At 69.4% G+C, this 21,911-nt stretch carries 24 protein-coding genes; 15 read left to right on the forward strand and 9 right to left on the reverse strand.

Annotation, left to right across the window (positions count from 1 at the left end; all coding sequences use genetic code 11):
• Positions 1-99: 99 nt before the first annotated feature.
• The 4 genes from V7D63_RS05275 to V7D63_RS05290 all read left to right on the forward strand — a co-directional run bounded on the left by V7D63_RS05275 (position 100) and on the right by V7D63_RS05290 (position 2,614).
• Entirely contained in the window at positions 100-282 is a 183-nt protein-coding gene (locus tag V7D63_RS05275) for a hypothetical protein (RefSeq protein ID WP_333591215.1), read from the forward strand.
• Positions 251-859, forward strand: a complete 609-nt coding sequence (locus V7D63_RS05280; protein WP_333591216.1) for a hypothetical protein — start codon at positions 251-253, stop codon at positions 857-859. The genes V7D63_RS05275 and V7D63_RS05280 overlap by 32 nt, the downstream gene beginning before the upstream one ends.
• Positions 860-938: 79 nt before the next feature.
• Positions 939-1,244: an SCP2 sterol-binding domain-containing protein gene (locus tag V7D63_RS05285; protein ID WP_333591217.1), complete on the forward strand. Its 306-nt coding sequence runs from the start codon at positions 939-941 to the stop codon at positions 1,242-1,244.
• A 158-nt stretch (positions 1,245-1,402) separates the two neighbouring features.
• Positions 1,403-2,614, forward strand: a complete 1,212-nt coding sequence (locus tag V7D63_RS05290) for an acyl-CoA dehydrogenase family protein (protein ID WP_333591218.1) — start codon at positions 1,403-1,405, stop codon at positions 2,612-2,614.
• A 66-nt stretch (positions 2,615-2,680) separates the two neighbouring features.
• Here V7D63_RS05290 and V7D63_RS05295 read toward each other — a convergent pair whose 3' ends face one another.
• Entirely contained in the window at positions 2,681-2,926 is a 246-nt protein-coding gene (locus tag V7D63_RS05295; RefSeq protein ID WP_333591219.1) for a general stress protein, read from the reverse strand.
• Between the two features lie 219 nt (positions 2,927-3,145).
• On the reverse strand, positions 3,146-4,756 hold the full coding sequence (locus V7D63_RS05300) for an amino acid permease (RefSeq protein ID WP_333591220.1): 1,611 nt from the start codon (positions 4,754-4,756) through the stop codon (positions 3,146-3,148).
• A 145-nt stretch (positions 4,757-4,901) separates the two neighbouring features.
• Here V7D63_RS05300 and hrpB point away from each other — a divergent pair, with 145 nt between their 5' ends.
• Positions 4,902-7,352 (forward strand): ATP-dependent helicase HrpB, encoded by a 2,451-nt coding sequence (hrpB, locus tag V7D63_RS05305; RefSeq protein WP_333591238.1) that lies wholly within the window; start codon positions 4,902-4,904, stop codon positions 7,350-7,352.
• A 79-nt stretch (positions 7,353-7,431) separates the two neighbouring features.
• The gene (locus V7D63_RS05310; RefSeq protein ID WP_333591221.1) at positions 7,432-8,094 is read left to right on the forward strand and encodes a dioxygenase family protein; all 663 of its coding nucleotides are present in this window, start codon (positions 7,432-7,434) and stop codon (positions 8,092-8,094) included.
• Here the strand turns inward: V7D63_RS05310 and V7D63_RS05315 are convergent.
• The 3 genes from V7D63_RS05315 to V7D63_RS05325 are packed head-to-tail and all read right to left on the reverse strand — an operon-like array spanning position 8,091 to position 11,181.
• On the reverse strand, positions 8,091-8,888 hold the full coding sequence (locus V7D63_RS05315) for a TrmH family RNA methyltransferase (RefSeq protein ID WP_333591222.1): 798 nt from the start codon (positions 8,886-8,888) through the stop codon (positions 8,091-8,093). The genes V7D63_RS05310 and V7D63_RS05315 overlap by 4 nt on opposite strands.
• Entirely contained in the window at positions 8,888-9,778 is an 891-nt protein-coding gene (locus tag V7D63_RS05320) for a class I SAM-dependent methyltransferase (RefSeq protein ID WP_333591223.1), read from the reverse strand. The genes V7D63_RS05315 and V7D63_RS05320 overlap by 1 nt, the downstream gene beginning before the upstream one ends.
• Positions 9,779-9,795: 17 nt before the next feature.
• Positions 9,796-11,181, reverse strand: a complete 1,386-nt coding sequence (locus tag V7D63_RS05325) for a glycosyltransferase family 2 protein (RefSeq protein ID WP_333591224.1) — start codon at positions 11,179-11,181, stop codon at positions 9,796-9,798.
• 164 nt (positions 11,182-11,345) lie between these two features.
• Here V7D63_RS05325 and V7D63_RS05330 point away from each other — a divergent pair, with 164 nt between their 5' ends.
• The 4 genes from V7D63_RS05330 to V7D63_RS05345 are packed head-to-tail and all read left to right on the forward strand — an operon-like array spanning position 11,346 to position 14,483.
• Positions 11,346-11,975 carry a TetR/AcrR family transcriptional regulator gene (locus V7D63_RS05330; protein ID WP_333591225.1) on the forward strand — a complete coding sequence of 210 codons (630 nt, stop codon included), beginning with the start codon at positions 11,346-11,348 and terminating at the stop codon, positions 11,973-11,975.
• Positions 11,972-12,763: an ABC transporter substrate-binding protein gene (locus V7D63_RS05335; protein WP_333591226.1), complete on the forward strand. Its 792-nt coding sequence runs from the start codon at positions 11,972-11,974 to the stop codon at positions 12,761-12,763. The genes V7D63_RS05330 and V7D63_RS05335 overlap by 4 nt, the downstream gene beginning before the upstream one ends.
• Positions 12,763-13,749, forward strand: a complete 987-nt coding sequence (locus V7D63_RS05340) for a FecCD family ABC transporter permease (protein ID WP_333591227.1) — start codon at positions 12,763-12,765, stop codon at positions 13,747-13,749. Before V7D63_RS05335 ends, V7D63_RS05340 begins: the two co-directional genes overlap by 1 nt.
• Positions 13,746-14,483, forward strand: coding sequence for an ABC transporter ATP-binding protein (locus V7D63_RS05345; protein ID WP_333591228.1), 738 nt, complete (start codon positions 13,746-13,748; stop codon positions 14,481-14,483). Before V7D63_RS05340 ends, V7D63_RS05345 begins: the two co-directional genes overlap by 4 nt.
• Here the strand turns inward: V7D63_RS05345 and V7D63_RS05350 are convergent.
• Positions 14,480-16,516: a lytic transglycosylase domain-containing protein gene (locus V7D63_RS05350; RefSeq protein WP_333591229.1), complete on the reverse strand. Its 2,037-nt coding sequence runs from the start codon at positions 16,514-16,516 to the stop codon at positions 14,480-14,482. The genes V7D63_RS05345 and V7D63_RS05350 overlap by 4 nt on opposite strands.
• 114 nt (positions 16,517-16,630) lie before the next feature.
• Here V7D63_RS05350 and dapA point away from each other — a divergent pair, with 114 nt between their 5' ends.
• Together dapA and smpB are read left to right on the forward strand one after the other, a co-directional pair.
• Complete coding sequence (gene dapA, locus V7D63_RS05355) at positions 16,631-17,515, forward strand: 4-hydroxy-tetrahydrodipicolinate synthase (RefSeq protein WP_333591230.1); 885 nt, start codon at positions 16,631-16,633, stop codon at positions 17,513-17,515.
• Complete coding sequence (smpB, locus tag V7D63_RS05360; RefSeq protein ID WP_333591231.1) at positions 17,515-17,985, forward strand: SsrA-binding protein SmpB; 471 nt, start codon at positions 17,515-17,517, stop codon at positions 17,983-17,985. The genes dapA and smpB overlap by 1 nt, the downstream gene beginning before the upstream one ends.
• An 18-nt stretch (positions 17,986-18,003) precedes the next feature.
• Here smpB and V7D63_RS05365 read toward each other — a convergent pair whose 3' ends face one another.
• The 3 genes from V7D63_RS05365 to V7D63_RS05375 form a co-directional block, all read right to left on the reverse strand.
• On the reverse strand, positions 18,004-18,201 hold the full coding sequence (locus V7D63_RS05365; RefSeq protein WP_333591232.1) for a hypothetical protein: 198 nt from the start codon (positions 18,199-18,201) through the stop codon (positions 18,004-18,006).
• A gap of 133 nt (positions 18,202-18,334) precedes the next feature.
• The gene (locus V7D63_RS05370) at positions 18,335-18,973 is read right to left on the reverse strand and encodes a uracil-DNA glycosylase (RefSeq protein WP_333591233.1); all 639 of its coding nucleotides are present in this window, start codon (positions 18,971-18,973) and stop codon (positions 18,335-18,337) included.
• Positions 18,970-19,521, reverse strand: coding sequence for a LabA-like NYN domain-containing protein (locus tag V7D63_RS05375; protein WP_333591234.1), 552 nt, complete (start codon positions 19,519-19,521; stop codon positions 18,970-18,972). Before V7D63_RS05375 ends, V7D63_RS05370 begins: the two co-directional genes overlap by 4 nt.
• Positions 19,522-19,564: 43 nt before the next feature.
• On the opposite strand from V7D63_RS05375, the gene folK reads away from it, so the two are divergent.
• From folK to V7D63_RS05390, 3 genes are all read left to right on the forward strand, one after another.
• Complete coding sequence (folK, locus tag V7D63_RS05380) at positions 19,565-20,056, forward strand: 2-amino-4-hydroxy-6-hydroxymethyldihydropteridine diphosphokinase (protein ID WP_333591235.1); 492 nt, start codon at positions 19,565-19,567, stop codon at positions 20,054-20,056.
• 88 nt (positions 20,057-20,144) lie between these two features.
• Complete coding sequence (gene rpoZ, locus V7D63_RS05385) at positions 20,145-20,504, forward strand: DNA-directed RNA polymerase subunit omega (protein WP_333591236.1); 360 nt, start codon at positions 20,145-20,147, stop codon at positions 20,502-20,504.
• 215 nt (positions 20,505-20,719) lie between these two features.
• The coding region (locus V7D63_RS05390) for a RelA/SpoT family protein (RefSeq protein WP_333591237.1) at positions 20,720-21,911 on the forward strand (1,192 nt) is incomplete at its 3' end.

Genomic DNA, 21,911 nt, shown 5'->3' on the forward strand with positions numbered 1-21,911 from the left:
CGCCTTTTTGGAGTTGCAGTGAGAATCTTGAGTGCTGAAAGGCCGGTCCTTCCGAGGACCGGCCTTTCATTTGCCGGGCTAACGGCCGGGACCCAGACGGTGACCCGCAACGGCCTGAACCAGCCGGTGACCATCGACGGCGTGTCGGCCAGCTCTGACGCGCGGGGCAATCTGACCTCGGACGGGGTCAAGAGCTTCGTGTACGACAGCGCCAACCGGCTGACGGGCACGGGGTCCTCGACGTTGAGCCATGATCCGGTGGCGTGGCGGGCGGGGTCTTGAACCGGGCGCGGATTGGCGGCTTTGTGTCGGCATGGCGCGGATGGATCAGATCGTGGAGCGGTTGCGGGCGTGGGGCGACGGTGCGCGCGCCTGGGCCGCGCGGCGCGGCCTGGACTGGCGGCATGGCGCGGCGGCGGGGGGCGTGCTGTTGGCCGGGGGCGTCGTCGTCGGCCTGATGAGCGCGGCCTCGGGCGGGCGACCGGCGGCCGCCGCGGGCCAGCGCTTGCAGATCGAGATCGTGCAGCCGGTCGAGCCGGTGTTCACCGCCGGGCCGACGATGGAGGTCGGAACCCTGGTCGACGGGTTCGATCCGGGCCTGATGTCGACGCCCGAACCCTCTGAGACGGCCTATGACGACATCGGTCAGGTCGAGCCGGACGCCAAGGATGAGGGCGGCCCGTCGCGGCGTCTGTCCAGCGCCGTCCGCCGTGACGACGGCGACCAAACCCGGCCCAGCCGACGCCCCGAGCGCGAGGCGTATGACCGCCATGAGACCGAGCGTCGCGAGCCGCGCGAACCGCGCTGGCGGATGGACGCCTCATCCCGCGGCGGCCGTGAAGAGACGCCCGTGGGCTGAGTTTCCCCGACGTGATCTTGGCGCCGGGCGGGCAGGGGTCTAGGTCGAGGGATCAACCGCTTTAAACGGAGACACGCCGATGGCCGACCTGGCTCAAGTGACCGAACACATCCGCGCCGCCCTGGGCGACAACTCGGGTCTGGGCAAGACGCTCAAGATCGACCTGGGCGACATGGGCAAGATCTTCATCGACGGCGCCTCGGCTCCGAACGCGGTGACCAATGAGGACAAGCCCGCCGACGCCACCGTCTCCCTGTCGTGGGACGACTTCATGGCCCTGTCGCAGGGGCAGTTGGACCCGATGATGGCCTTCATGCAGGGCAAGCTGAAGGTCGCGGGCGACATGATGCTGGCCCAGAAGCTGGCGCCGCTGCTGAAGCGGTGATCCGGGTTCTCCCTCCCCGAACGGGGAGGGTGTCTGAGCCGTAGGCGAAGACGGGCGGGGGCGGCTCGACGAGACAAACTCCGTGGATGTGTCGCCCAGCCCTCCCCACCCGACGCTTCGCGTCACCCTCCTCGAATGGGGAGGGAGAAGGAGACGCCATGGACTTTCGGCACAGCGACAAGGCCCTGCACTGGCAGGAAAAGCTGAGGCGCTTTCTGGACGAGCGCGTACTGCCGCGTGAGGCGGAGTATTGGGCGCAGGTCCATGGCGATCACACGCGCCAGCCGCCGGTCATGGAGACGATGAAGGCCGAGGCGCGCGAGGCGGGCCTGTGGAACATGTTCCTGCCGGGGAACCACGGCGCGGGGCTGACCAATCTGGAATACGCGCCGCTGGCCGAGATGATGGGCCGCCATCTGTGGTCGGCCGAGGTGTTCAACTGCAACGCCCCCGACACCGGCAACATGGAGGTGCTGCACCTCTACGGAAACGAACAGCAGCAGGCGCGCTGGCTGACGCCGTTGATGGCCGGCGAGATCCGCTCGGCCTTCCTGATGACCGAACCGGCGGTGGCCAGTTCGGACGCCACCAATATCGAGACCCGGATCGCGCGCGACGGCGACCACTATGTGATCAACGGCCGCAAATGGTGGTCGACCAACATGGGCCATCCGAACGTCGCGGTGACCATCGTCATGGGCAAGACCGATCCGGCCGCCGCCGTCCACGCCCAGCAGAGCCAGATCATCGTGCCGGTGAACACGCCCGGTTTCCGCGTCGAGCGGATGCTGTCGGTGTTCGGTTATGACGAACGGCCCATCGGCCACGCCGAGGTGGTGCTGGAGAATGTGCGCGTGCCGGTCGAGAACCTGATCGCGGGCGAGGGCAGGGGGTTCGAGATCGCCCAGGGCCGCCTGGGACCGGGCCGCATCCACCACTGCATGCGGGTGATCGGCATGGCCGAGCGGGCGCTGGAGCTGATGTGCGAGCGGCTGTTGAACCGCACCGCCTTCCGAAAGATCATCGCCGAGCATTCGGTGTGGGAACAGCGCGTGGCCGAGGCGCGCACCAATATCGAAATGTGCCGCCTCTTGGTGCTGAAGGCCGCCTGGATGATGGACGAGGCGGGAGCCAAGAACGCCCGTTCCGAAATCGCCCAGATCAAGGTGGCGGCGCCGCGCATGGCGCTGAAGGTCATCGACGACGCCATCCAGGCGTTCGGCGGCGCGGGCGTGTCCGGCGATACGCCCCTGGCCGAGATGTACGCCATGGTGCGCACCCTGCGCATCGCCGATGGCCCGGACGAGGTGCACAACCGCGCCATCGCCAGGCTGGAGTATGCGAAACACGGCGGACGGCCGGTTCGCTGATCGTCTGAATCGAAAGGGCGACCGGCCGACGCCGATCGCCCCAAGCCGCTGAACGGCGCCGCCGTTTCAGATCGACGGCAGGGCCGGGTCCATCCGCTCATCCGCCGGTTTGTCGATGCGCGAACCGTGCGAGGCCTCTCCGCCCTTGCGTCCGGCCTGGGCGGCCAGGTTGCGGTCCTGAGAGAAGCTGCGCTTCTCGCTGGGCACGCTGGCGCCGCCCTTGCGGGCGATCTCGCGTTGGCGCGCAGGGTCCATCGAGGCGAAACCGCGCTTGGACACGCCCGAGGCGCGGGGGATCTGTCCATCAGCCATGTTTGACTCCTTTCGTGACAGGGCGTCGCTTGCTGAACTGAACCCCGATCAATGCTTCAGGTTCCGAGCGCCGACGCTTTTCATGGTCAGACGAAGCGTTTGACTTTGCTGCGACTCACGTTCGCTCAAACCGAGGCGCCCGCCGGGCCGCGCCGCGCAAATGAAAAGACCCCGGAGATCGCTCTCCGGGGTCTCATTGTCTTCGTCAGGAGCGGCGGATCAGCCGTTGTCCTCGCCGGGGGTCGACGCGCCCGGCATGGGCGGCACCGGCACCTGGGGCGCATTCGGGTCCAGTTCGGGCACATCGACGATGCCGCGGCCGACGTGGCTCTTGTGGACGCCGTACAGCAGATAGACGACCAGGCCGATGCCGCCCCAGATCGGCAGCACCATCTTGGCGTCGTGCGGCAGGTTCCAGAACAGGAAGGCGCAACCGGCGGCCGACAGCGGGGCCATGATCCACACCAGCGGCGTCTTGAACGGACGGTGGCGGTGCGGGTCCTTCACGCGCAGGATCAGCACGGCGATCGACACCATGAAGAAGGCGAACAGCGTGCCCGAGTTCGAGATGTCGGCCAACTGACCGACCGGGAACAGGGCGCCAGCGACCGCCACGGCCATGCCGGTGAACAGGGTCACGATGTGCGGCGTCTTCCACTTGGGGTGGATCTTGGCGAAGGCTTCCGGCAGCAGGCCGTCACGGGCCATCACGAAGAAGATGCGGGTCTGGCCGTAGATCATCATCAGGATGACCGAGGGCAGGGCCAGCATGGCGGCGATGCCCAGGGCGTTGCCGACGGCCGGATAGTTGATCTCGCGCAGGACGTGGGCCAGGGCTTCGTTCGAGCAGACCAGCTTGCTGGTGTTCTCGGCCAGGGCGCAGGCGGCGGTGAAGGCGGGCGAACCCGGCTGGACGGCCGAACCGTCAGCGCCGAGCACCGGCTGGGCGCCGATGGCCCCGACCGCGCCGGCCGCGACCAGCAGATAGAAGATGGTGCAGATCGCCAGCGAACCGATCAGGCCGATGGGCACGTTGCGTTGCGGGTTCTTGGTCTCTTCCGCAGCGGTCGAGACGGCGTCGAAGCCGACGTAGGCGAAGAAGATCGAGGCGGCCGCGCCGACGATGCCCATGCCCGAGGTGCCTTCCGGCCCGAACCAGCCGTTGGGCGCGAAGGGCTGGAAATTGCCGGACTTGATGATCGGCAGGGTCAAGACGATGAAGGCGGTCAAGGCCGCGACCTTGACCAGAACCAGAGCGGCGTTGACGCGAGCGCTCTCGGTCGTGCCGATCATCAGCAACAGGGTGACGGCCAGGGCGACGATGATCGCGGGCACGTTGATGAACCCGGACGAGAAGTCGGGCGACGGAATGAAGCCGTTCATGCTCCAGGTCGGACCCGCTTGAAGCATGTCCGGCCAGTCGAAATGCAGGGCGTTCTCAATGAGTCCAAGCACATAGCCGGACCATCCCACCGACACGGCCGAGGCCGCCACGGCGTATTCTAGGATCAGCGCCCAGCCGACCATCCAGGCCAGCAGTTCGCCCAGAACCGCATAGGTGTAGGTGTAGGCCGAGCCGGACACCGGGGCCATCGCGGCCAGTTCCGAATAGCAGAGCGCGGCCACCGCGCAGACGGCGCCGGCGATGACGAAGCTGTACATCATGCCGGGACCCGCCTTTTGCGAGGCGGCGGCGGTCAGCACGAAGATGCCGGTGCCGATGATCGCCCCGATGCCCAGCAGCGTGAGCTGCACGGGTCCTAGTGAGCGATGAAGCGATTTCTTCTGAGCCGTGGCCAGAATCGCGTCGAGCGATTTAACGCGCCACATGGGGTCCCCTCCCGATAATTCTGCGGCTCGTGCCGCGTTGCGCGCGACGCTAGCGGCGGTCGGGGCCGCGTGCAACGCGGTTTCCGTATGGTGAAGGTGCGACGACGCTTTCATGAACCGGCCCGATGCCGCTAGAGCCGGGGTGATGTTGCCCATCCACGCCGTTCTCGACGCCTTGAAGGCCGCCGTCGCCGCCCATCCGGCGGTGGTGCTGGCCGCGCCCCCGGGTGCGGGCAAGACGACCGTGGCTCCCTTGGCCCTGTTGGACCAGCCGGGGGTGGGCGAGGGACGGATCTTGGTGCTGGAGCCGCGACGCTTGGCCGCGCGGGCGGCGGCCGAGCGGATGGCCAAGACCCTGGGCCAGGCGCCGGGCGAGACGGTCGGCTATCGCACCCGGCTGCAGAGCCGGATCGGCCCGAAGACGCGGATCGAGGTGGTGACGGAGGGCGTCTTCACCCGAATGATTCTGGACGACCCGGGCTTGGACGGCGTGTCCGCCGTTCTGTTCGACGAATTCCACGAACGCAGTCTGGACGCCGACCTGGGTCTGGCCCTGGCGCGCGAGAGCCAGACCCTGCTGCGCGACGACCTGAAGATCGTGGTCATGTCGGCGACCTTGGACATCGCGGGCGTGTCGCGGCTGTTGGCCGACGCCGAGGGCGTGGCCGCGCCGGTCATCGAGACCGAGGGGCGGTCCTTTCCGGTCGAGACGCGGTATCTGGGCCGCGATCCGGCGGTGCGGGTCGAGGACGCGGTCGTCCGCGCCTGTCTGACCGCCCTGGCCGAGGAGACCGGCTCGATCCTGGCCTTTCTGCCGGGCCAGGGCGAGATCCGCCGCACGGCCCAGAGGCTGGCCGAACGGCTGCGCGATCCGTCGGTCGAGATCGCGCCCCTGTATGGAGCCATGGACAAGGCGGCCCAGGACCAGGCCATCGAACCGGCCGCGCCAGGGCGGCGCAAGGTCGTGCTGGCGACCTCGGTGGCCGAGACCAGCCTGACCATTGAAGGGGTGCGGGTGGTGGTCGATTCCGGCCTGTCGCGCGTGCCGCGTTTCGATCCGGCCAGCGGCCTGACCCGTCTGGCGACGGTGCGCGTCAGCCGGTCGTCGGCGGAACAACGTCGGGGCCGCGCGGGCCGGATCGAACCGGGCGTGTGCTATCGCCTGTGGGATCAGGAACAGACGCGCGGCCTGGTTCCGCACCAGCGGCCCGAGATATTGGAGACCGACCTGACCGGCCTGGCGTTGGACCTGGCGCGCTGGGGGGCGAAATCGGCCGAGGGGTTGGCCCTGCTGGACCCGCCGCCCGCCGGGGCCTTCGCCGAGGCGCGCAAGGTGCTGGCGCGGCTGGGCGCGTTGGACGGTGAGGGCGCATTGACGGGTCATGGGCGGCGTCTGGCGCGGATTCCGCTGTCGCCTCGGCTGGCGCATATGGTCGCCGCGGCCTCGGATGCGGGCGACGCGCGGCTAGGCGCGCGCATCGCGGCGGTGCTGTCGGAGCCGGGGCTGGGCGGGAACGAGATCGATCTGGCCGAGCGGCTGAAGGGCCTGGCGCGCGACCGGTCGCCGCGCGGCAAGGACGCCGGCGTTCTGATCGACCGCTGGGCCAGGGCGGCGGGCGGCGGCGTCGACGGTGCGGTCGACCCCGGCCGTCTGTTGGCCGAGGTCTTTCCTGAACGGATCGCCCGGGCGCGGGGCAAGGCGGGCGAGGTCTTGCTGGCGTCCGGCCGGGGCGCGCACCTGGACCCGCACGATCCCTTGGCGCGGGCGTCCTGGCTGGCGGTCGGCGAACTGGGCGGCGGCGAGGCCAAGGACCGCATCCGTCTGGCGGCGCGGCTGGACGAGACGGCGCTGACGACCGACCTGGCGCATCTGGTCGTCGAGGAGGATCGGGTGGCGCGCGAACCGTCGGGTCGTCTGACCCTGCGCCGTCTGCGCCGGATCGGGGCGCTGACCCTGGCGGAAAAGGTCATCGGGACGCCGGATCGGGCGGCGGTGACGGCGGCCCTGAAGGCCGAGTTCCAGTCAAAGGGACCGGGCGCCTTGCGGTGGGGTGAACGCGCCGGGGCGCTGCGCGCGCGCCTGGCCTTCCTACACGGTCTGGATGCGGCCTGGCCGGATGTGTCGGACGAAGGACTGACGGCGTCTGCCGAGACCTGGCTGGAGCCGTTGCTGGGCGATGCGGACGCCTTGTCCACGATCACGGACGGGGCGCTGGAACAGGGATTGCGCGGCCTGATCCCGTGGGACCTGCAACGGTCGCTGGACGCCCTGGCCCCGACCCGGCTGGAGACGCCGCTGGGCAGCGCGGCCATCGACTACGCCGCCGAGGGCGGCCCGCGCGTCGACATCCGGGTGCAGGAGCTGTTCGGGGTCAAGACCCATCCGACCGTCGGCGGCGGGCGTGCGCCCCTGACCCTGGCCCTGCTATCGCCCGCGCGGCGGCCGGTGCAGGTGACCCAGGACCTGCCGGGCTTCTGGGCCGGGTCCTGGGCGGCGGTGCGCGGCGAAATGCGCGGCCGCTATCCGAAACACCCCTGGCCCGAAGACCCCGCCAACGCCGAAGCGACCACGCGGGCCAAGCCGCGCGGGACCTGACGGTTCAATACAGGCCTCTTTTCTAAAGAGCGTGTATGTGGCTAGCCTCAGCCGCCGGGGAACGGACGGAGTGGATGCGATGGACAGGCGCGGTGTGGCCTTCGGCCTGGGTTCGGTCGGTGTTCTCGGGATCGTGGCGGCCTGTTCACGCAGCGGATCGGCCCAGGCTGAGCAGACCGGTCAAGCCGCCCCGCCTGTACGAAGCGATCTCTATGTCTGCGAAGGGTGCGAGGCGACGACTGAACGGGCGCCCGCCGGCCTGACGCCGTCGGTGACCCTGGCCCCGCCGGGGACGCCGGGCGAACGGTTGCGTCTGACCGGCCGCGTCCTGGCCGCCGACGGCGTGACGCCCGCCGCCGACGTGGTGATCTATGCCCACCAGACGAACGCCCAGGGCCTGTATGCGGACGGGTCGTCGGAAAGCGTGTGGAGCCGTCGTCACGGACGGTTGAGAGGCTGGGTCCGCACGGGACCGGACGGCCGCTACGCCTTCGACACCATCAAGCCCGCGCCCTATCCCGACATGACCATGCCGGCGCATATTCACCTGTTCGTCCAGGAGCCGGGACGACGGCCCTATTACATCGATGACGTGGTGTTCGACGGCGAGCACGGCGTGGACGGCGCCTATCGGACGCACCAGGAACTCAGGGGCGGTTCGGGCATCGTGCGCCTGACCGGAAACGCCGAACAGGGCTGGTCGGCGGTTCGCGACATCCGCCTGGAGCGGCATCCGGGCTAGGCCGCCCCCTCCGTCAGGGCATAGACCATGATCCCCGTGGCGATGGCCAGGTTCAGGCTGTCGGCGCGGCCGCGCATGGGAATCTTGACATTGACGTCGCAGGCGGCGGCCAGGCGGTCGGTCAGACCCGCCTGTTCATTGCCCATCAGCAGCAGGGCCGGGCGTTGCGCCGCACCGTCGCGATAGCCCGCCGTGGCGTCCAGCCGGGTGCCGATCACGCTGCCCGGCCAGCGCGCGCGCCAGGCCAGGAATTCCTCGGATGTCGTGCGGCTGATGGAGACGGCGAAGACCGAACCCATGGTGGCGCGCACGGCCTCGACCGAGAAGGGATCGACGCAATCGTCGATCAGGATCACCCCGCCGCACCCGGCCGCGTCGGCAGTGCGGATGATGGTGCCCAGATTGCCCGGATCACGCACCTGCTCCAGCGCCACCCAGCAGGGGGCCTGGGCGGGTTCTATGGCGTCCAGCGGCGTCCAGGTCTGGCGAAACACGCCCAGCACCGTCTGCGGATTGTCGCGGCGGCTGATCTTTTCGAGGATGGCGTGGGTGACGATGACGATCCGGCCGCCCTTGGCGCGCGTCTCGGCCTTGGCGCGGTCCAGCAGCGGGTGCGGCCGGGCGTCCTGGCCGACCAGCAGCATCTGGGGCGTGTGTTTCAGATCAAGGGCTTCGCCGATGAATTTCAAGCCTTCGGCAAGGAACAGCCCGGTCGCCTCACGCTCCTTCTTGGCGTGCAGCGCGCGCACCGACTTGACCGTCTCATTGGTCAGGGAGGTGATGACCGCGTCCATCAGGCGCTCCAGCGCGAAAAGAACGACAGGCCGATGGCGCGGGCGTCCGGCCCGTCCTCGGACAGGGCCAGTTCGCCCCAGTCGATGCGCCCGCTGCGATCCGCCGTCGCCTGGGCCGTCAGATGCGCCAGCGACAGGCCCGAGATGCGCGCGGCATAGGCGTTCAGCAACAGGAAGTCCGCGTCGTCGCCCAGCAGGGCGGCGCAGTCGGTCAACAGACCGGGCAGATCCTCGAACAACCGCCAGACCTCGCCGGTCGGCCCGCGCCCGTATTTCGGCGGGTCCAGGACGACGCCGTGATATCTCGAACCGCGCCGGACCTCGCGGGCCACATATTTGCGGGCGTCTTCCACGATCCAGCGGATGGGCGCGTTCTCCAGCCCGGACTGGGCCGCGTTCTCGCGAGCGTAGTTCACCGACTTCTTGGAGGCGTCGACGTGGGTGACCTCGGCGCCCGCCGCCGCCAGGGCCAGGCTGGCCACGCCGGTGTAGCCGAACAGGTTCAGGATGCGCGGACGCTCCAGCCTGCGAACACGCTGGTCCATCCAGGCCCAGTTGGCGGCCTGTTCGGGAAAGAAGGCCAGGTGGCGGAAGGGCGTGAACCGGCCGGTGAATTTCACGTCGTTCCAGGCCAGGGGAAAGGCCTCGATCGGCTTGCCCGAGAAACGCCAGCGGCCGTCGTCCTCCTCGCCCGTCGGATCGAACACGGCGTCGGCGCGGTCGAAGGCGCCGGGGTCCTTGGGCGCCCAGAAACACTGCGGCTCGGGCCGCACCACGGTGTGGCGGCCATAGCGTTCCAGCTTCCTGCCGCCGCCGCTGTCCAACAGGGCGTAGTCGCGCCAGCCGTGGGTGACGAGGGTTTCGGGACTGGGCGACAGGACGGGAGCCATGCTCGGCTGATAGGCGGTCAGGCGGCCCGGCGTCCAGTGGCGCGCGTGTCGCCGCCCTCGATGACGGCGGGCGCGTCCGGCACGTGGGGCGTCTTGTCCCAGGCGTGCGGTTCGACCACCAGCCGCCAGGCGGCGTGCATGAAGGCCAGGGTCAGCATCGACCAATAGGCGGGCGCGGCCAGCATGTCGGCCAGGCCGTAAGAAACCCGCGCGCGTCGCGCCCCGATCAGGGTGGTGATCCAAGCCGACGCCGCGCCGATCAACAGCACGCCGATCGCCAACGGCGGCGTCGCCGGCGACACCTGGGCCGACACGGACAACAGGACCGCCGACAACAGCCAGGCCAGGGCGGGGGCGTGGGCCAGGGCCGACAGGATCGCCATGCCCAGCGTCAGGCACAGGGAGAGCAGCCCGCGCCAGCCCAGTTCGGACGGCTTTCGAGTGTGCACGCCCCAGGTCTGCATGAAGCCCTTAAGCCAACGACACCGCTGGGGCAGCCAAGCGTGCAGACCGCCGGGCGGAGTTTCATAGGTCGGCCGGGCGATGACGCCGCCGCGCCATCCGGCGCGCCACAGGCGGAATCCCAGGTCGGCATCTTCGGTGACGTTGTGGCTGTCCCAGCCGCCGACCTGCCTCAGGGCCTCGGCGCGAAGGTGGTTCGAAGTGCCGCCCAGCGGAAACGGCAGGCCCAACGCCGCCATGCCGGGCAGGGTCACCTCGAACAGGGCGGCGTATTCGGCCGCGAATTGACGGTCGATGAAGGGCGATGACGCTTTGGCCTTGTATTTCCGGCGAATGCGCAGCGGCGCCTGGAGACAGCCCAGGTCGGGATCATCGGTGAACCGCGCGGCCGCCTCGCGCAGTTGCAGCGGATCGGGCGTGTCCTCGGCGTCATAGACGGTGACGAATTCGCCGGTGGAGACCGCGAGCGCATGGTTCAGGGCGCGGGGCTTGGTGCGCGGAAAGCCGTCGGGAACGATCAGCAGACGCAGCCATTGCGGACGCGGCGTGGCGCGGGCGACGGCCAGGGTGGCTTCATCGTCGGCCTCCAGCACCAGAAAGCCCTCCAGCCGTTCGGGCGGATAGTCGATCTCGGACAGGCGCTCGACCAGTTGCGGCAGAACCTGCGCCTCGTCATGTAAGGCCGCCAGGATGGTGTAGCGCGGCCAGGTTCCCGGCGGGTCTCGGGCGGGCGGGGGGAGGCGGCTGGCCAGCACCAACAGCAGGCGCCACAAGGCCGAGACCAGAAACAGGCCCTGCACCCCGACCACGAGACAGGCGAAGGTTCCGGCAGGGGCCGCGACGAAGGCCGCCGTCGGCAATAGGACGACGCCGAGCGTCGCCGCCGCCTGGATCGGCGTCGGTCCCAGCCGCGCCGCGCTGTCGGCGAACGGCGGTCCCATGGCCTTTGGTTCTGATCCATCCGCCCCCATGACGACAGGGTTACCGGTTCTCGGTCCCCGGGTGAACCGGCCGAAGGGCGAATAGGCGCGTCGAACGTCGGCTCGATTGGCGCGGCCGGTCGAATGCCGCTATGGAGAGCCGCCTGTACGGCGCGGAGCCTGAGTTGACCGACACCGCCACCCATCCTGGCCGGACCCGCAAGCCCAAGGGGGAAGGCCACTCCCGGCGCGCCGAAATCCTGGCCGCGGCCGAACGGATCTTCGTCGAGCACGGCTATGAAGGCGCGACCATCCGCAAGATCGCGGACGAGGTGGGGCTGTCGTCCACGGCCCTGTACATGCACTTCTCGGAAAAGAGCGAGATCCTGCACGAGATCTGCCGCGAGACCTTCGAGGCCTTGCAGGCGACCAATGACGAGGCGTCGGCCAAGGCGGGACCGCCGGAGGTGCGGCTGCGCGGCATGATCGAGACCTATATCCGCTTCGGCTTCGACAATCCGAACGCCTATCGCCTGGTCTATATGACCCGCCCGGTCGAGGCGCGGGAAGGCGCCATCACCGCCGCGCAAGAACTGGGCGCCAGCCTGTTCGGCTCGTTCCAGTCGGTGGTTGAGGAAGTGGCGGCGACGGGACGGCTGAAGGGCGATCCCAAGGCGGCGGCCCAGGCCATCTGGGCGGCGGGTCACGGCGTGGTCTCGTTGATGATCACCAAGACCTATTTCGACTGGGTCGAGCGTGAGCGGCTGGCTCGGACCCTTCTGGACGCCCTGTTCGAGGGCTTGATCGAACCGTGAGGCGCGCCTGGTCGGCCGCGGTTTGCGCGGCGCTGATCCTGGCGAGCGGGGCGGCCGAGGCGCGGCCCTTGCGGGTGATGTCGCTGGATCAATGCGCGGACCAGTATGTGCTGGCCCTGGCGCCCGAGCTGGATCTGGCCCTGTCGCCGCGCGCCGACGACCCTGACGCCTGGCTGCGTCGTGAGGCCGTGGGCCGCCGTCGGGTGCGGCCGACGCTGGAGGCGGCGGTCGGGTTCGACCCTGACGTCGTGGTTCGATACTGGGGCGGCGAGCCGCGTCTGCTGGCGGCGCTGGAGCGGCGCGGCGCGCGCGTCGTGACCCTGGACGACGCGACGGATTTCGACGGCGTGCGGGGCAATGTTCGCGACGTGGCGCGGGCGCTGGGCCGCCCGGCGCGGGGCGAGGCGGCGTTGAACCATATGCGGGCGCAGCTGGAGCATGCGCGAACGGATCGGTCGCGGGGGACGGCCCTGTATCTGACAGCGGGCGGATTCACGGCGGGGGCGGGGACCCTGGTCGACGCCATCCTGACGGCCGCCGGTTACGTCAATGCGGCGTCGCCGGGTTTTGGCGCCGTCAGCGTCGAGCGCATCGCGCTGGAGCCGCCGACGCGTTTCATCCTGGCCTTCTTCGAGCAGACGCGGGCCGATTGGCGCGGGATCGGGCGTCATCCGGTGGTGCGCAAGGCGGCCCAGGGACGCACGGCGGCGCGGCTGCCGGGATCGGTGGTGTCTTGCCCGGCCTGGTTCGCGGCCGATGCGGCGGCGATGCTGGCGGATCAGGCGTGATGCGGCGGCCGGGACTGATCGTCGGCCTGGCCATGGGCGTCGTCGCGGCGGCCGTGCTGGCGGTGCTGCTGGGCGAGACTCTGCTGACGCCGGGCCAATGGCTGCAAGGCCTGACCGATCCGGCTTCCGGCCCAGGCGAGGTGTTGTGGGCGGTGCGGGCGCCGCGTGCGGTCTGCGCCCTGATGGTGGGGGCGGCGCTGGGGCTGGCCGGGGCGGTGATGCAGGGTTTGCTGCGCAATCCGCTGGCCGATCCGGGCGTCTTGGGCGTGTCGGCGACGGCGGCCCTGGGCGCGGCCCTGGCCATCGTCGCGGGCGCGGCGGCCCTACCAGGCGCGGTCGAGGTTTCGGCCCTGGTCGGCGCGGGCGGCGGCGGGCTGCTGCTGGTCGGTTTCGCGGCGCGGGTGCGCCAGCCCGAGGCCCTGATCCTGTTCGGCGTGGCCCTGTCCAGCTTCGCGGGCGCGTTGACGGCCCTGGTGTTCAACCTGTCGCCTTCGCCCATCGCCACGGCCGAGGTGATGAGCTGGCTGCTGGGTTCGGTCCAGAACCGAAGCTGGATCGACGTGTTGTGGGTCGCGCCGCCCCTGGCCTTGTCGGCCCTGTTGGCGACGCTGGCCGCGCCAGGCCTGCGCATGCTGAGTCTGGGCGAAGAGACGGCCGCGACCTCGGGATTGCCCATGACGCGGCTGCGACTGCTGGCCTTGATCGCCGCCACCGTAGCGACGGGCGCGGCGGTGGCGGCGGCGGGGGTGATCGGCTTCGTCGGCCTGGCCGCGCCGCACCTGGTGCGGGCGGCGGTGCGCGGCGATCCGGGGCGCATCCTGCTGCCGTCGGCCTTGGCGGGAGGGTTGATGCTGGTCTCGGCCGATCTGCTGGCGCGGATGACGCCGACGGATCAGGAGCTGAAGCTGGGCGTGTTCACCGCCCTGGTCGGCGCGCCGCTGTTCGCCCTGATCGCCTGGCGCGCGGCGCGGGAGTGGCGGCTGTGAGCGAGGTTCTGCTCAAGGGGGCGACGGCGCGGCTGGGCGAACGGCCGGTACTGGACAGCGTCAATCTGAGCCTGCAGCTCGGCGAACTGGTGGCTCTGTGCGGGCCGAACGGAGCGGGCAAGACCAGCGTGCTGCGCGCCGCCTTGGGCCTGATGAGGCTGGACGCGGGCGCGGCGCCCTTGGGCGATCTGCCGGATCGGGAACGGGCGCGACGGGCCGCCTATCTGCCCCAGGATCGGCGCATCGCTTGGAATCTGCCGGCGGTCGAGGTCGCGGCCCTGGGCGCGCCCTTCCTGGAGGGCGAAGCAGCGTTGGAGCGCGCGCGGACGACGCTGGAGGCTGTCGGCGTGGGCGATTTGGCTGATCGCGGCGTGGCGGAGATGTCAGGAGGCGAGCGAGCGCGAGTTCTGCTGGCGCGCGCCTTGGTCAGCTCAGCGCCGATGCTGCTGGCGGATGAACCGGCGGCGGGACTGGACCCTGACGCGCGGCTGCTGGTGATGGAGCGGTTGCGGGAACGAGCCGACGGCGGCCACGCGGTGTTGGTCAGTCTGCATGACCTTGGGCTGGCGGCGCGCTTCGCCGACCGGGTGGTGGTGATGCGCCGTGGCGGGGTCATGGCCGATGGACCGCCGCTGGAGGCTCTGAGATCCGAAACATTGATGCACGCCTTCGGCCTGACCGGGCGCTGGATCGAAGGACCCGACGGGCCGTTGCTGTCGGCGCGGCGGGCCTAGTTTCCGTCGGCCGAATACGGACGCGGTCCCTCGGGCGCACCGGCGCGCAGGTCGGTCGACAACGTCAGCGGGGCCGAGCCGCCGTTCAGGCGCGCCTTGTAGATCGTCATATTCTCCAGCACCCGCATCATGTAGTCGCGCGTCTCGCTGAACGGCACGCATTCGACGAAGTCGGGGGGATCGACCTGGCCGCCGCGCGGATCGCCGCAACGCGAGACGAACATGCGGATGCGGCCTTCGCCCGCGTTGTGCGCCACGGCCGACAACAGATAGGAGCCGCCCGCGTTCGACAGGGTCTCGCCCAGGTGGAAGCTGCCCAGGGTCATGTTGTAGTCGGGATCGTAAAGCCGCTCGGCCGAGAAGGGCAGGCCCAGTTGCCGCGCGACCGCGGCGCCGGTGGCCGGGATGAACTGCATCATGCCGCGCGCATTGGCGCCCGACAGGGCGCGGGGGTCGAAGCTGGATTCCTGGCGCGTGATGGCCAGGGTGAAGGGCAGGGGCGCCGCGCCCGCGACCTGGGGCGGCATCCGCACCGGATATTGTCGCTCGGGCATCAGGAAGCCGCGCTGGCTGGCCGCGCGGCCGACCATCATGGAGGTGAACCATTCGCCATAGCCGCGCGTCATGTCGATCAGCAGCGCCAGATCGACGGCGCCCGGAAGCTGGTCGTCGGCGGCGAAGGCGAAGACGCGGTACAGCGAGGTCTCGCCGGTCTCGCCCAGAATACGCAGGGCGCGGACCAAGTCGTCGCTTTCGAAGCGCGCGACATCGGCCTGGGACGGAACGGGATCGCTGGGCAGGACCAGGGTCTCGATCCCGGCCTTTTCCGCGGCCAGTTGGCCGTAGAAGGATTGAATGTGGCGTCCGCCCTCGGCGTAGAAGGCCCGAGCCGCCGCCTGATCGCCGCGCGCCTCGGCCGCACGGCCCAGCCAGTACAGGGCGCGGCCCTGGGTGATCGGCGTCGATGACATTCCGCGCAGGGTCTCGAAGTGGCGCGCGGCGGTGACGGGGTCGTTGAGCTTCGTGAGAGCGGCCCAGCCGGCGAAGAACTCGCCGTCCACCTTGCGGTCGCCCGCCGGGAAGTCGGCCCCCGCCATGGCGTCATAGGCGCCGCGATCGTTCCCGAACCGCAGGGCGTCGAGGAAGTAGTTCTTGCGCTCGCTCCACAGGGTGTCCTGGCCGTCCTTGTGCGACGGGGCGGCGGGCAGGGCCGACAACAGGGCGAAACCCTCGCTCTGACGACCGGCGGCGCGCAGGATGCGGACCCGCTCCAGCACCACGGCCGGATGCAGGGCCTGGGACGGGGTCAGACCCGACACGACGCCGTCGGGCGAATAGGCGGTGCGCAGGCTCATGGCCGCCTGGGCCACGGTGCGCATGTCGGGCGACGCCAGATTGACCATGGCGCGCGTCGCCGGGCCGTGCGGTCCCAACAGCAGCATCGACAGGCGGGCGTCGTGATCCTCGGCCGTCAGCCAGGCGGACCAGCGGTTCAGGATGCGGCTCTGCTGGGCGTCGTCGAACGAGCGGGTGCGCCACCAATCGCGGATCAGACGCTGAGCCTCGTCGCGACGGCCGCGCTGCTCATAGGCGTCGGCCAGGGCGATGGCGCCCTGAACCGTCGTGGGCGGGGCGTCGGCGAACAGGGCCAGGGCGGCGTCCGGTCCCGCGCCCGACAGGTCCAGCGACAGCTCGGTCGCCGAACGGCGTGAATCGCCGCGCGGCCAACGCGCCATCGCCTGGGACGCCTGGGCCAGCTCGACATAGGCCATTTGATTGGCGGCCGTGTCGATCAAGGCCCATTCGACCAGTTTGCGCGCCGTGGGGTCGCTGATCTGCGACATGGCCAGGCGCGCGCCGCCGACATCGCGCGCGCGCGCGGCGGTCAGGCCCTGACGAAAGGCGGCCGTATCGGCGTCGTTCAGCACGCGCGGCTGATAGGCCGGGGCCGAATAGGGCGTGGGTTGGCCGTTCAGCGACTGAGGCAAGGGTGCGGTCGCCGCCAGGACGGTGGCCAGGACAGTCGCGATCATCAACCTGAATATCCCCATTCTACGCGGTTGCGGCGCGGGCGGCGCCGACCTAAACCTCCTGCATACGGCAAGGGCGTCTAACGCCTACTTATCCCACACAGGCCTTTTGTTTCCATGAACGCCCCCCTGTTCAAGGGCGTGATCACCGCCCTGATCACACCTCTTCGTGACGGAAACGTGGACGAAGACGCCTTCGCCCGGCTGCTGGAACGCCAGATCGCGGCGGGGGTTCACGGCGTCGTGCCCATGGGCACGACCGGCGAGAGCGCGACCCTGCACCTGGACGAGCACCAGCGCGTGGTCGAATTGGCCGTGAAAGTCGCCGCCGGACGCATCCGCGTGATCGCGGGCGCCGGGTCGTCGGCGACCGACAAGGCCATCGACCTGGTTCGCTACGCCAAGACCGTCGGCGCCGACGGGGCGCTGGTGGTGACCCCCTATTACAATCGGCCCTCGCAGGCGGGTTTGCAGGCCCATTTCGAAGCCATCGCCGAGGCGGTGCAACTGCCGGTGCTGTTGTACAATGTGCCGGGCCGCACGGGCGTGGATCTGGCCAATGAGACGGTGGCGGCCCTGGCGGCGCAACCGAACATCGTGGGCATCAAGGACGCCACCGGCGACCTGGGCCGGATCGGTTGGATGCGGGCCAATATCACCGAGGGGTTCGCTCTGATTTCCGGCGATGACGCCAGTTGGCTGGGCTATCAGGCGGCCGGCGGTCACGGCGTGATCTCGGTGACCTCCAACGTCGCGCCGGAGGGCATGGTGGCCCTGTATGACGCCGTCGAGGCGGGGGACTTGGAAACCGCGCGCCTGTGGCAGGACCGGCTGATCGGCCTGCATCGCGCCTTGTTCCTGGATTCGTCGCCGTCGCCGGCGAAATACGCCCTGGCGAAACTGGGTCTGTGCGCCGAAGAGGTGCGTCTGCCGCTGGTTCCGACGCGCGCGGACGTGCGCCCGCTGCTGGATCGCGCCCTGGCCGAGGCCGGCGTCGCCTGATGGCCGCCGAGAAACCCAAGACCAAGCTGATCGCCGAGAACCGGCGCGCGCGCTTCGACTACTTCCTGGAAGACAATATCGAGGCGGGCATCCAACTGCTGGGCACCGAGATCAAGGCCCTGCGCGACGGACGGGCCAATATCGCGGAATCCTATGTCTCGCCCGAGGGGCGCGAGGTCGTGCTGATCAACGCCGACATCCCGCCGTACAAACAGGCCAACCGCTTCAACCACGAACCGCGGCGGCCCCGGAAGCTGTTGCTGCATCGCAAGCAGATCGACCGGCTGATCGGCGCGGTCCAGCGCGACGGCCAGACCATCATTCCGCTGCGCCTGTATCTGAACGAAGACGGCAAGGCGAAGCTGGAGATCGCCCTGGCCAAAGGCAAGAAGCTGCATGACAAGCGCGAAACCGAGGCCGCCCGCGACTGGCAGCGCGACAAGGCCCGCCTGATGCGCGACAAGGGTTGAGAACGGGACGAACCCGGATTAGCTCGCCGGGCGCGCGTCCAGAACCCCCGGCAACGGCGCGAAACTGTAAGACGCCGCGCCGTCGGGTCCCAACGAAGGCCGCCGCCACGTCTGTTCGATCAGCAAGCCTCCGGCGGTGATCGCCGCCGCCATCGTCAAGGCCCAAAGCGCCGCCTTGCGCTCGCTGCGGGTGAACACCTTGGTCGTCTTCCGCATCCCAGCCTCCTGTGCGGCTACGAACGCAAACACCACTTCACTGTTCCGCGTCCTGGCGGGCGACTCACGCCGCCGCCGATTCGCGTGATGCGAGTGCAACACTTCGTGCTGACCGAGGGGTTAACGACGCCGGTCAGGCGTCGATCAGGGCCTTGGCGCGATCGAAGACGGCCCGGAACATCGCGGGCGTCAGGCGGCCGGTGTTCGTGTTCAGCCGCGAGCAGTGATAGCTGTTCAGCAGGATGTAGGGTCCGACCTGGGCCTCCACGCCATGCCCCGCCGGGGCCGCCGAACCCGGCAGGCCCAGGGCCTTCAGCACATTGCGGCGCGACACGTCGCCGAGCGTCACGATGACCTTGAGCCGGGGCAGGGCCTGAAGCCGCGCAGCCAGGAAGGGACGGCAGGCCTTCTCCTCGACCGGCAGGGGCTTGTTGCCGGGCGGGGCGCAGCGGACGGCGTTGGTGATCATGCAGTCGACCAACTCCAGCCCGTCGTCGGGCCGCGCTTCATAGGTTCCGCGCGCGAACCCGGTCGCGATCAGGGTTTCGTACAGCAGCCAGCCCGCCCCGTCGCCGGTGAAGGGCCGCCCGGTGCGGTTGGCCCCGGTGCGGCCGGGCGCCAGCCCCGCCACCAACAGCCGCGCGTTCGGATCGCCGAACGACGGCGCCGGGCCGTTCCACCAGTCGGGATGCGCGCGCCGGTTCTCGGCCCGGTATTCGACCAGCCGTGGACACAGCGGACAGTCGCGCGGCGGCTCGGGGTTCAAGCTCACGCCCGGTCGTCTCGCGGCGCGCGCGGACGGCCCACGTCCTGGGACAGATCGGCCAGGTCGATGAAGGCGTCGGCCTGGCGGCGCAGTTCGTCGGAGATCTGAGGCGGCTGGCTCTTGACCGAAGAGACGACGGTGACCCGCACCCCCTTGGCCTGAACCGCCTGCACCAGGCGGCGGAAGTCGCCGTCGCCCGAGAACAGCACCACATGGTCCAGGTGCGGCGACAGCCCCAGCATGTCGACGGCGATCTCGACGTCCATATTGCCCTTGGTGCGGCTGTGCCCTTGGGCGTCGGTGTAGCGTTTGACCGGCTTGGTCACGACGGTGAAGCCGTTGTAGTCCAGCCAATCCACCAGCGGCTTGACCGGAGAGAACTCGTCGCCCTCGATCAGGGCGGTGTAATAGTAGGCGCGGATCAGCTTGCCCTTGGCGGCGAAGGCGTCCAGCAGCTTGCGGAAGTCGAGATCGACGTTCAGCGCCTTGGCCGCCGAATAAAGATTGGCGCCGTCGATGAACAGGGCGAGCCGGTCGGTGTTATATTGCGTCATGGGTCAATCCGGTCAGGGCGAATATGTAGGCGAGGACATCGCGATGGATGACGCCGTCATCGTCGCCCTCGGCTGCAATGACAAGGGGGTCTGGCGCGATTGCGCACAGGCGCTGGAGGCGGCGCTGGCCCGGTTCCGAGCAGAGGGGATCGACATCGTCGCCCGGTCGTCCTGGTGGCGCTCGGCGGCCTGGCCCGATCCGACCGATCCGGCGTTCCTGAACGGCGTGGCGATTGTGCGCACCGATCTGGACCCGCACGCCCTGATGGCGGCCCTGGGTCGGATCGAACAGGTGTTCGGGCGCGAACGCGGACGCCGTAACGCGCCGCGCACCCTGGACCTGGACCTGGTGGCCTATGGGCGGCTGAGCGGTGATCTGGACGGCCTGATCCTGCCCCATCCCCGTGCGGCGGAACGGCGCTTCGTCATGGGACCCTTGGCCGAGATCGCGCCGGATTGGGAGCATCCGATGGGCGGCCGCGCCGACGCCCTGGCCGATGCGGCGACCGTGGGGCGGGACGCCAGACCGTTGTGACGGCCTGATTTCGGCCTTCACTGCATTGCACAATGTCTCTTCGCTCTATATTTTGACGGGTTCACTCCCCGCGCCTCCCGAGGAATTCATGGCTCGCGTCACTGTCGAAGACTGCATCGAGAAGGTGCCGAACCGGTTCGGCCTGGTTCTGCTGGCCGGTCACCGCGCCCGCAACATCGCCAATGGCGCGCCGCTGCTGATCGATCGCGACAACGACAAGAACCCGGTCGTGGCCCTGCGCGAACTGGCCGACGACGCCGTCGTGCCGGACGAGCTGCGCGAGAACATCATCACCACCCTGCAACGCGTCGACGAGCGCACCGAGGCCGAGGACGAGGCCGAAACGGTGGCCCTGCTGGCCGAACCGCAGCACATGAACATGGCCGAGCAGGAGCTGATCCGCGCCCTGCAAAGCGACCGCGACGGCGGCCAGGAGGAGCGCTACTGACGGCCGAGCCGGGCACAGGCGTCACCATTCTGCCGGCGCGGCCTGCCGAGGCTGCGCCGAAACCCAAGGCTGCGAACCGAAACGACCCGCCGCCATCCGCCGAAACGGCGGGCAAGCGCACGTCCATTCTGCGCCAGTTCGAGCTGGTCGAGGCGGTTCGCGCCTATGATCCCACCGCTGACGAAGACCTGCTGAACCGGGCCTATGTCTATGCGATGAAGATGCACGGCTCGCAGTTGCGGGCCTCGGGCGATCCCTATTTCGCCCATCCGATCCAGGTCGCGGGCATACTGACCGACTATCGGCTGGACACGGCCACCATCGTCACCGCCCTGCTGCATGACGTGGTCGAGGACACATCGGCCACGCGTGACGACATCGCCGCCATGTTTGGCGAAGAGATCGCTGGCCTGGTCGAGGGCGTGACCAAGCTGAGCCGGCTGGAGCTGCAGGCCGAGCACACGCGCCAGGCCGAGAATCTGCGCAAATTCATCCTGGCCATCAGCCGCGACGTGCGGGTGCTGTTGGTCAAGCTGGCCGACCGCCTGCACAACATGCGCACCCTCCAGTATGTGAAGCCGGAGAAGCGCGAGCGGATCAGCCGCGAGACCCTGGAGGTCTATGCGCCCCTGGGCCGGTCGATCGGCATCCACTCCATCGCCTCCGAGTTGGAGGAGCTGGCCTTCACCTATCTGAACCCGACGGCCCGCACCGCCATCGAGCGGCGGCTGGAGGCGTTGAAGCTGGAGCACGGCCGGGCCACCGACGGCGTCGCCGCCGAGGTGCAGCGGGTTCTGGCCGAGGCGGGCGTCAAGGCCGAGGTCTATGGCCGACAGAAGACGCCCTATTCGATCTGGAGGAAGCTGCAACGCAAGTCGGTGGGCTTCTCGTCGCTGTCGGACATCTACGGCTTTCGGGTGATCGTCGAGGCTGAGGACGACTGCTACCGCGCCCTGGGGGTCATCCACCGCGAGTGGCCGATGGTGCCAGAGCGGTTCAAGGACTTCATCTCGACGCCCAAGTCCAACAACTACCGCAGCCTGCACACGACCGTGGTCGGGCCGGGCGGCCTGCGTATCGAGATGCAGATCCGCACCGCCGACATGGAGCGCGTGGCGGAAGAAGGTGTTGCGGCGCACTGGCGCTACAAGAACAAGTCCTACGGCTTCGACAAGGAAGCCATGGAGCAGGCCGGCGGGCGCGATCCGCTGCAGAACCTGCGCCATCTCGTGCAGGTGATCGAGCACGGCGAGGGCGGCGAGGACTGGGTCGAGCACGCCAAGCTGGAGATGTACCTGGATCAGGTCTTCGTCTTCACGCCCAAGGGCGCGCTGATCACCCTGCCGCGCGGGGGGATGCCGCTGGACTTCGCCTACGCCGTTCACACCGAGGTCGGCGACACGGCCG

The sequence above is a fragment of the Brevundimonas sp. genome, from assembly GCF_036732845.1.
Lineage (GTDB): Bacteria > Pseudomonadota > Alphaproteobacteria > Caulobacterales > Caulobacteraceae > Brevundimonas.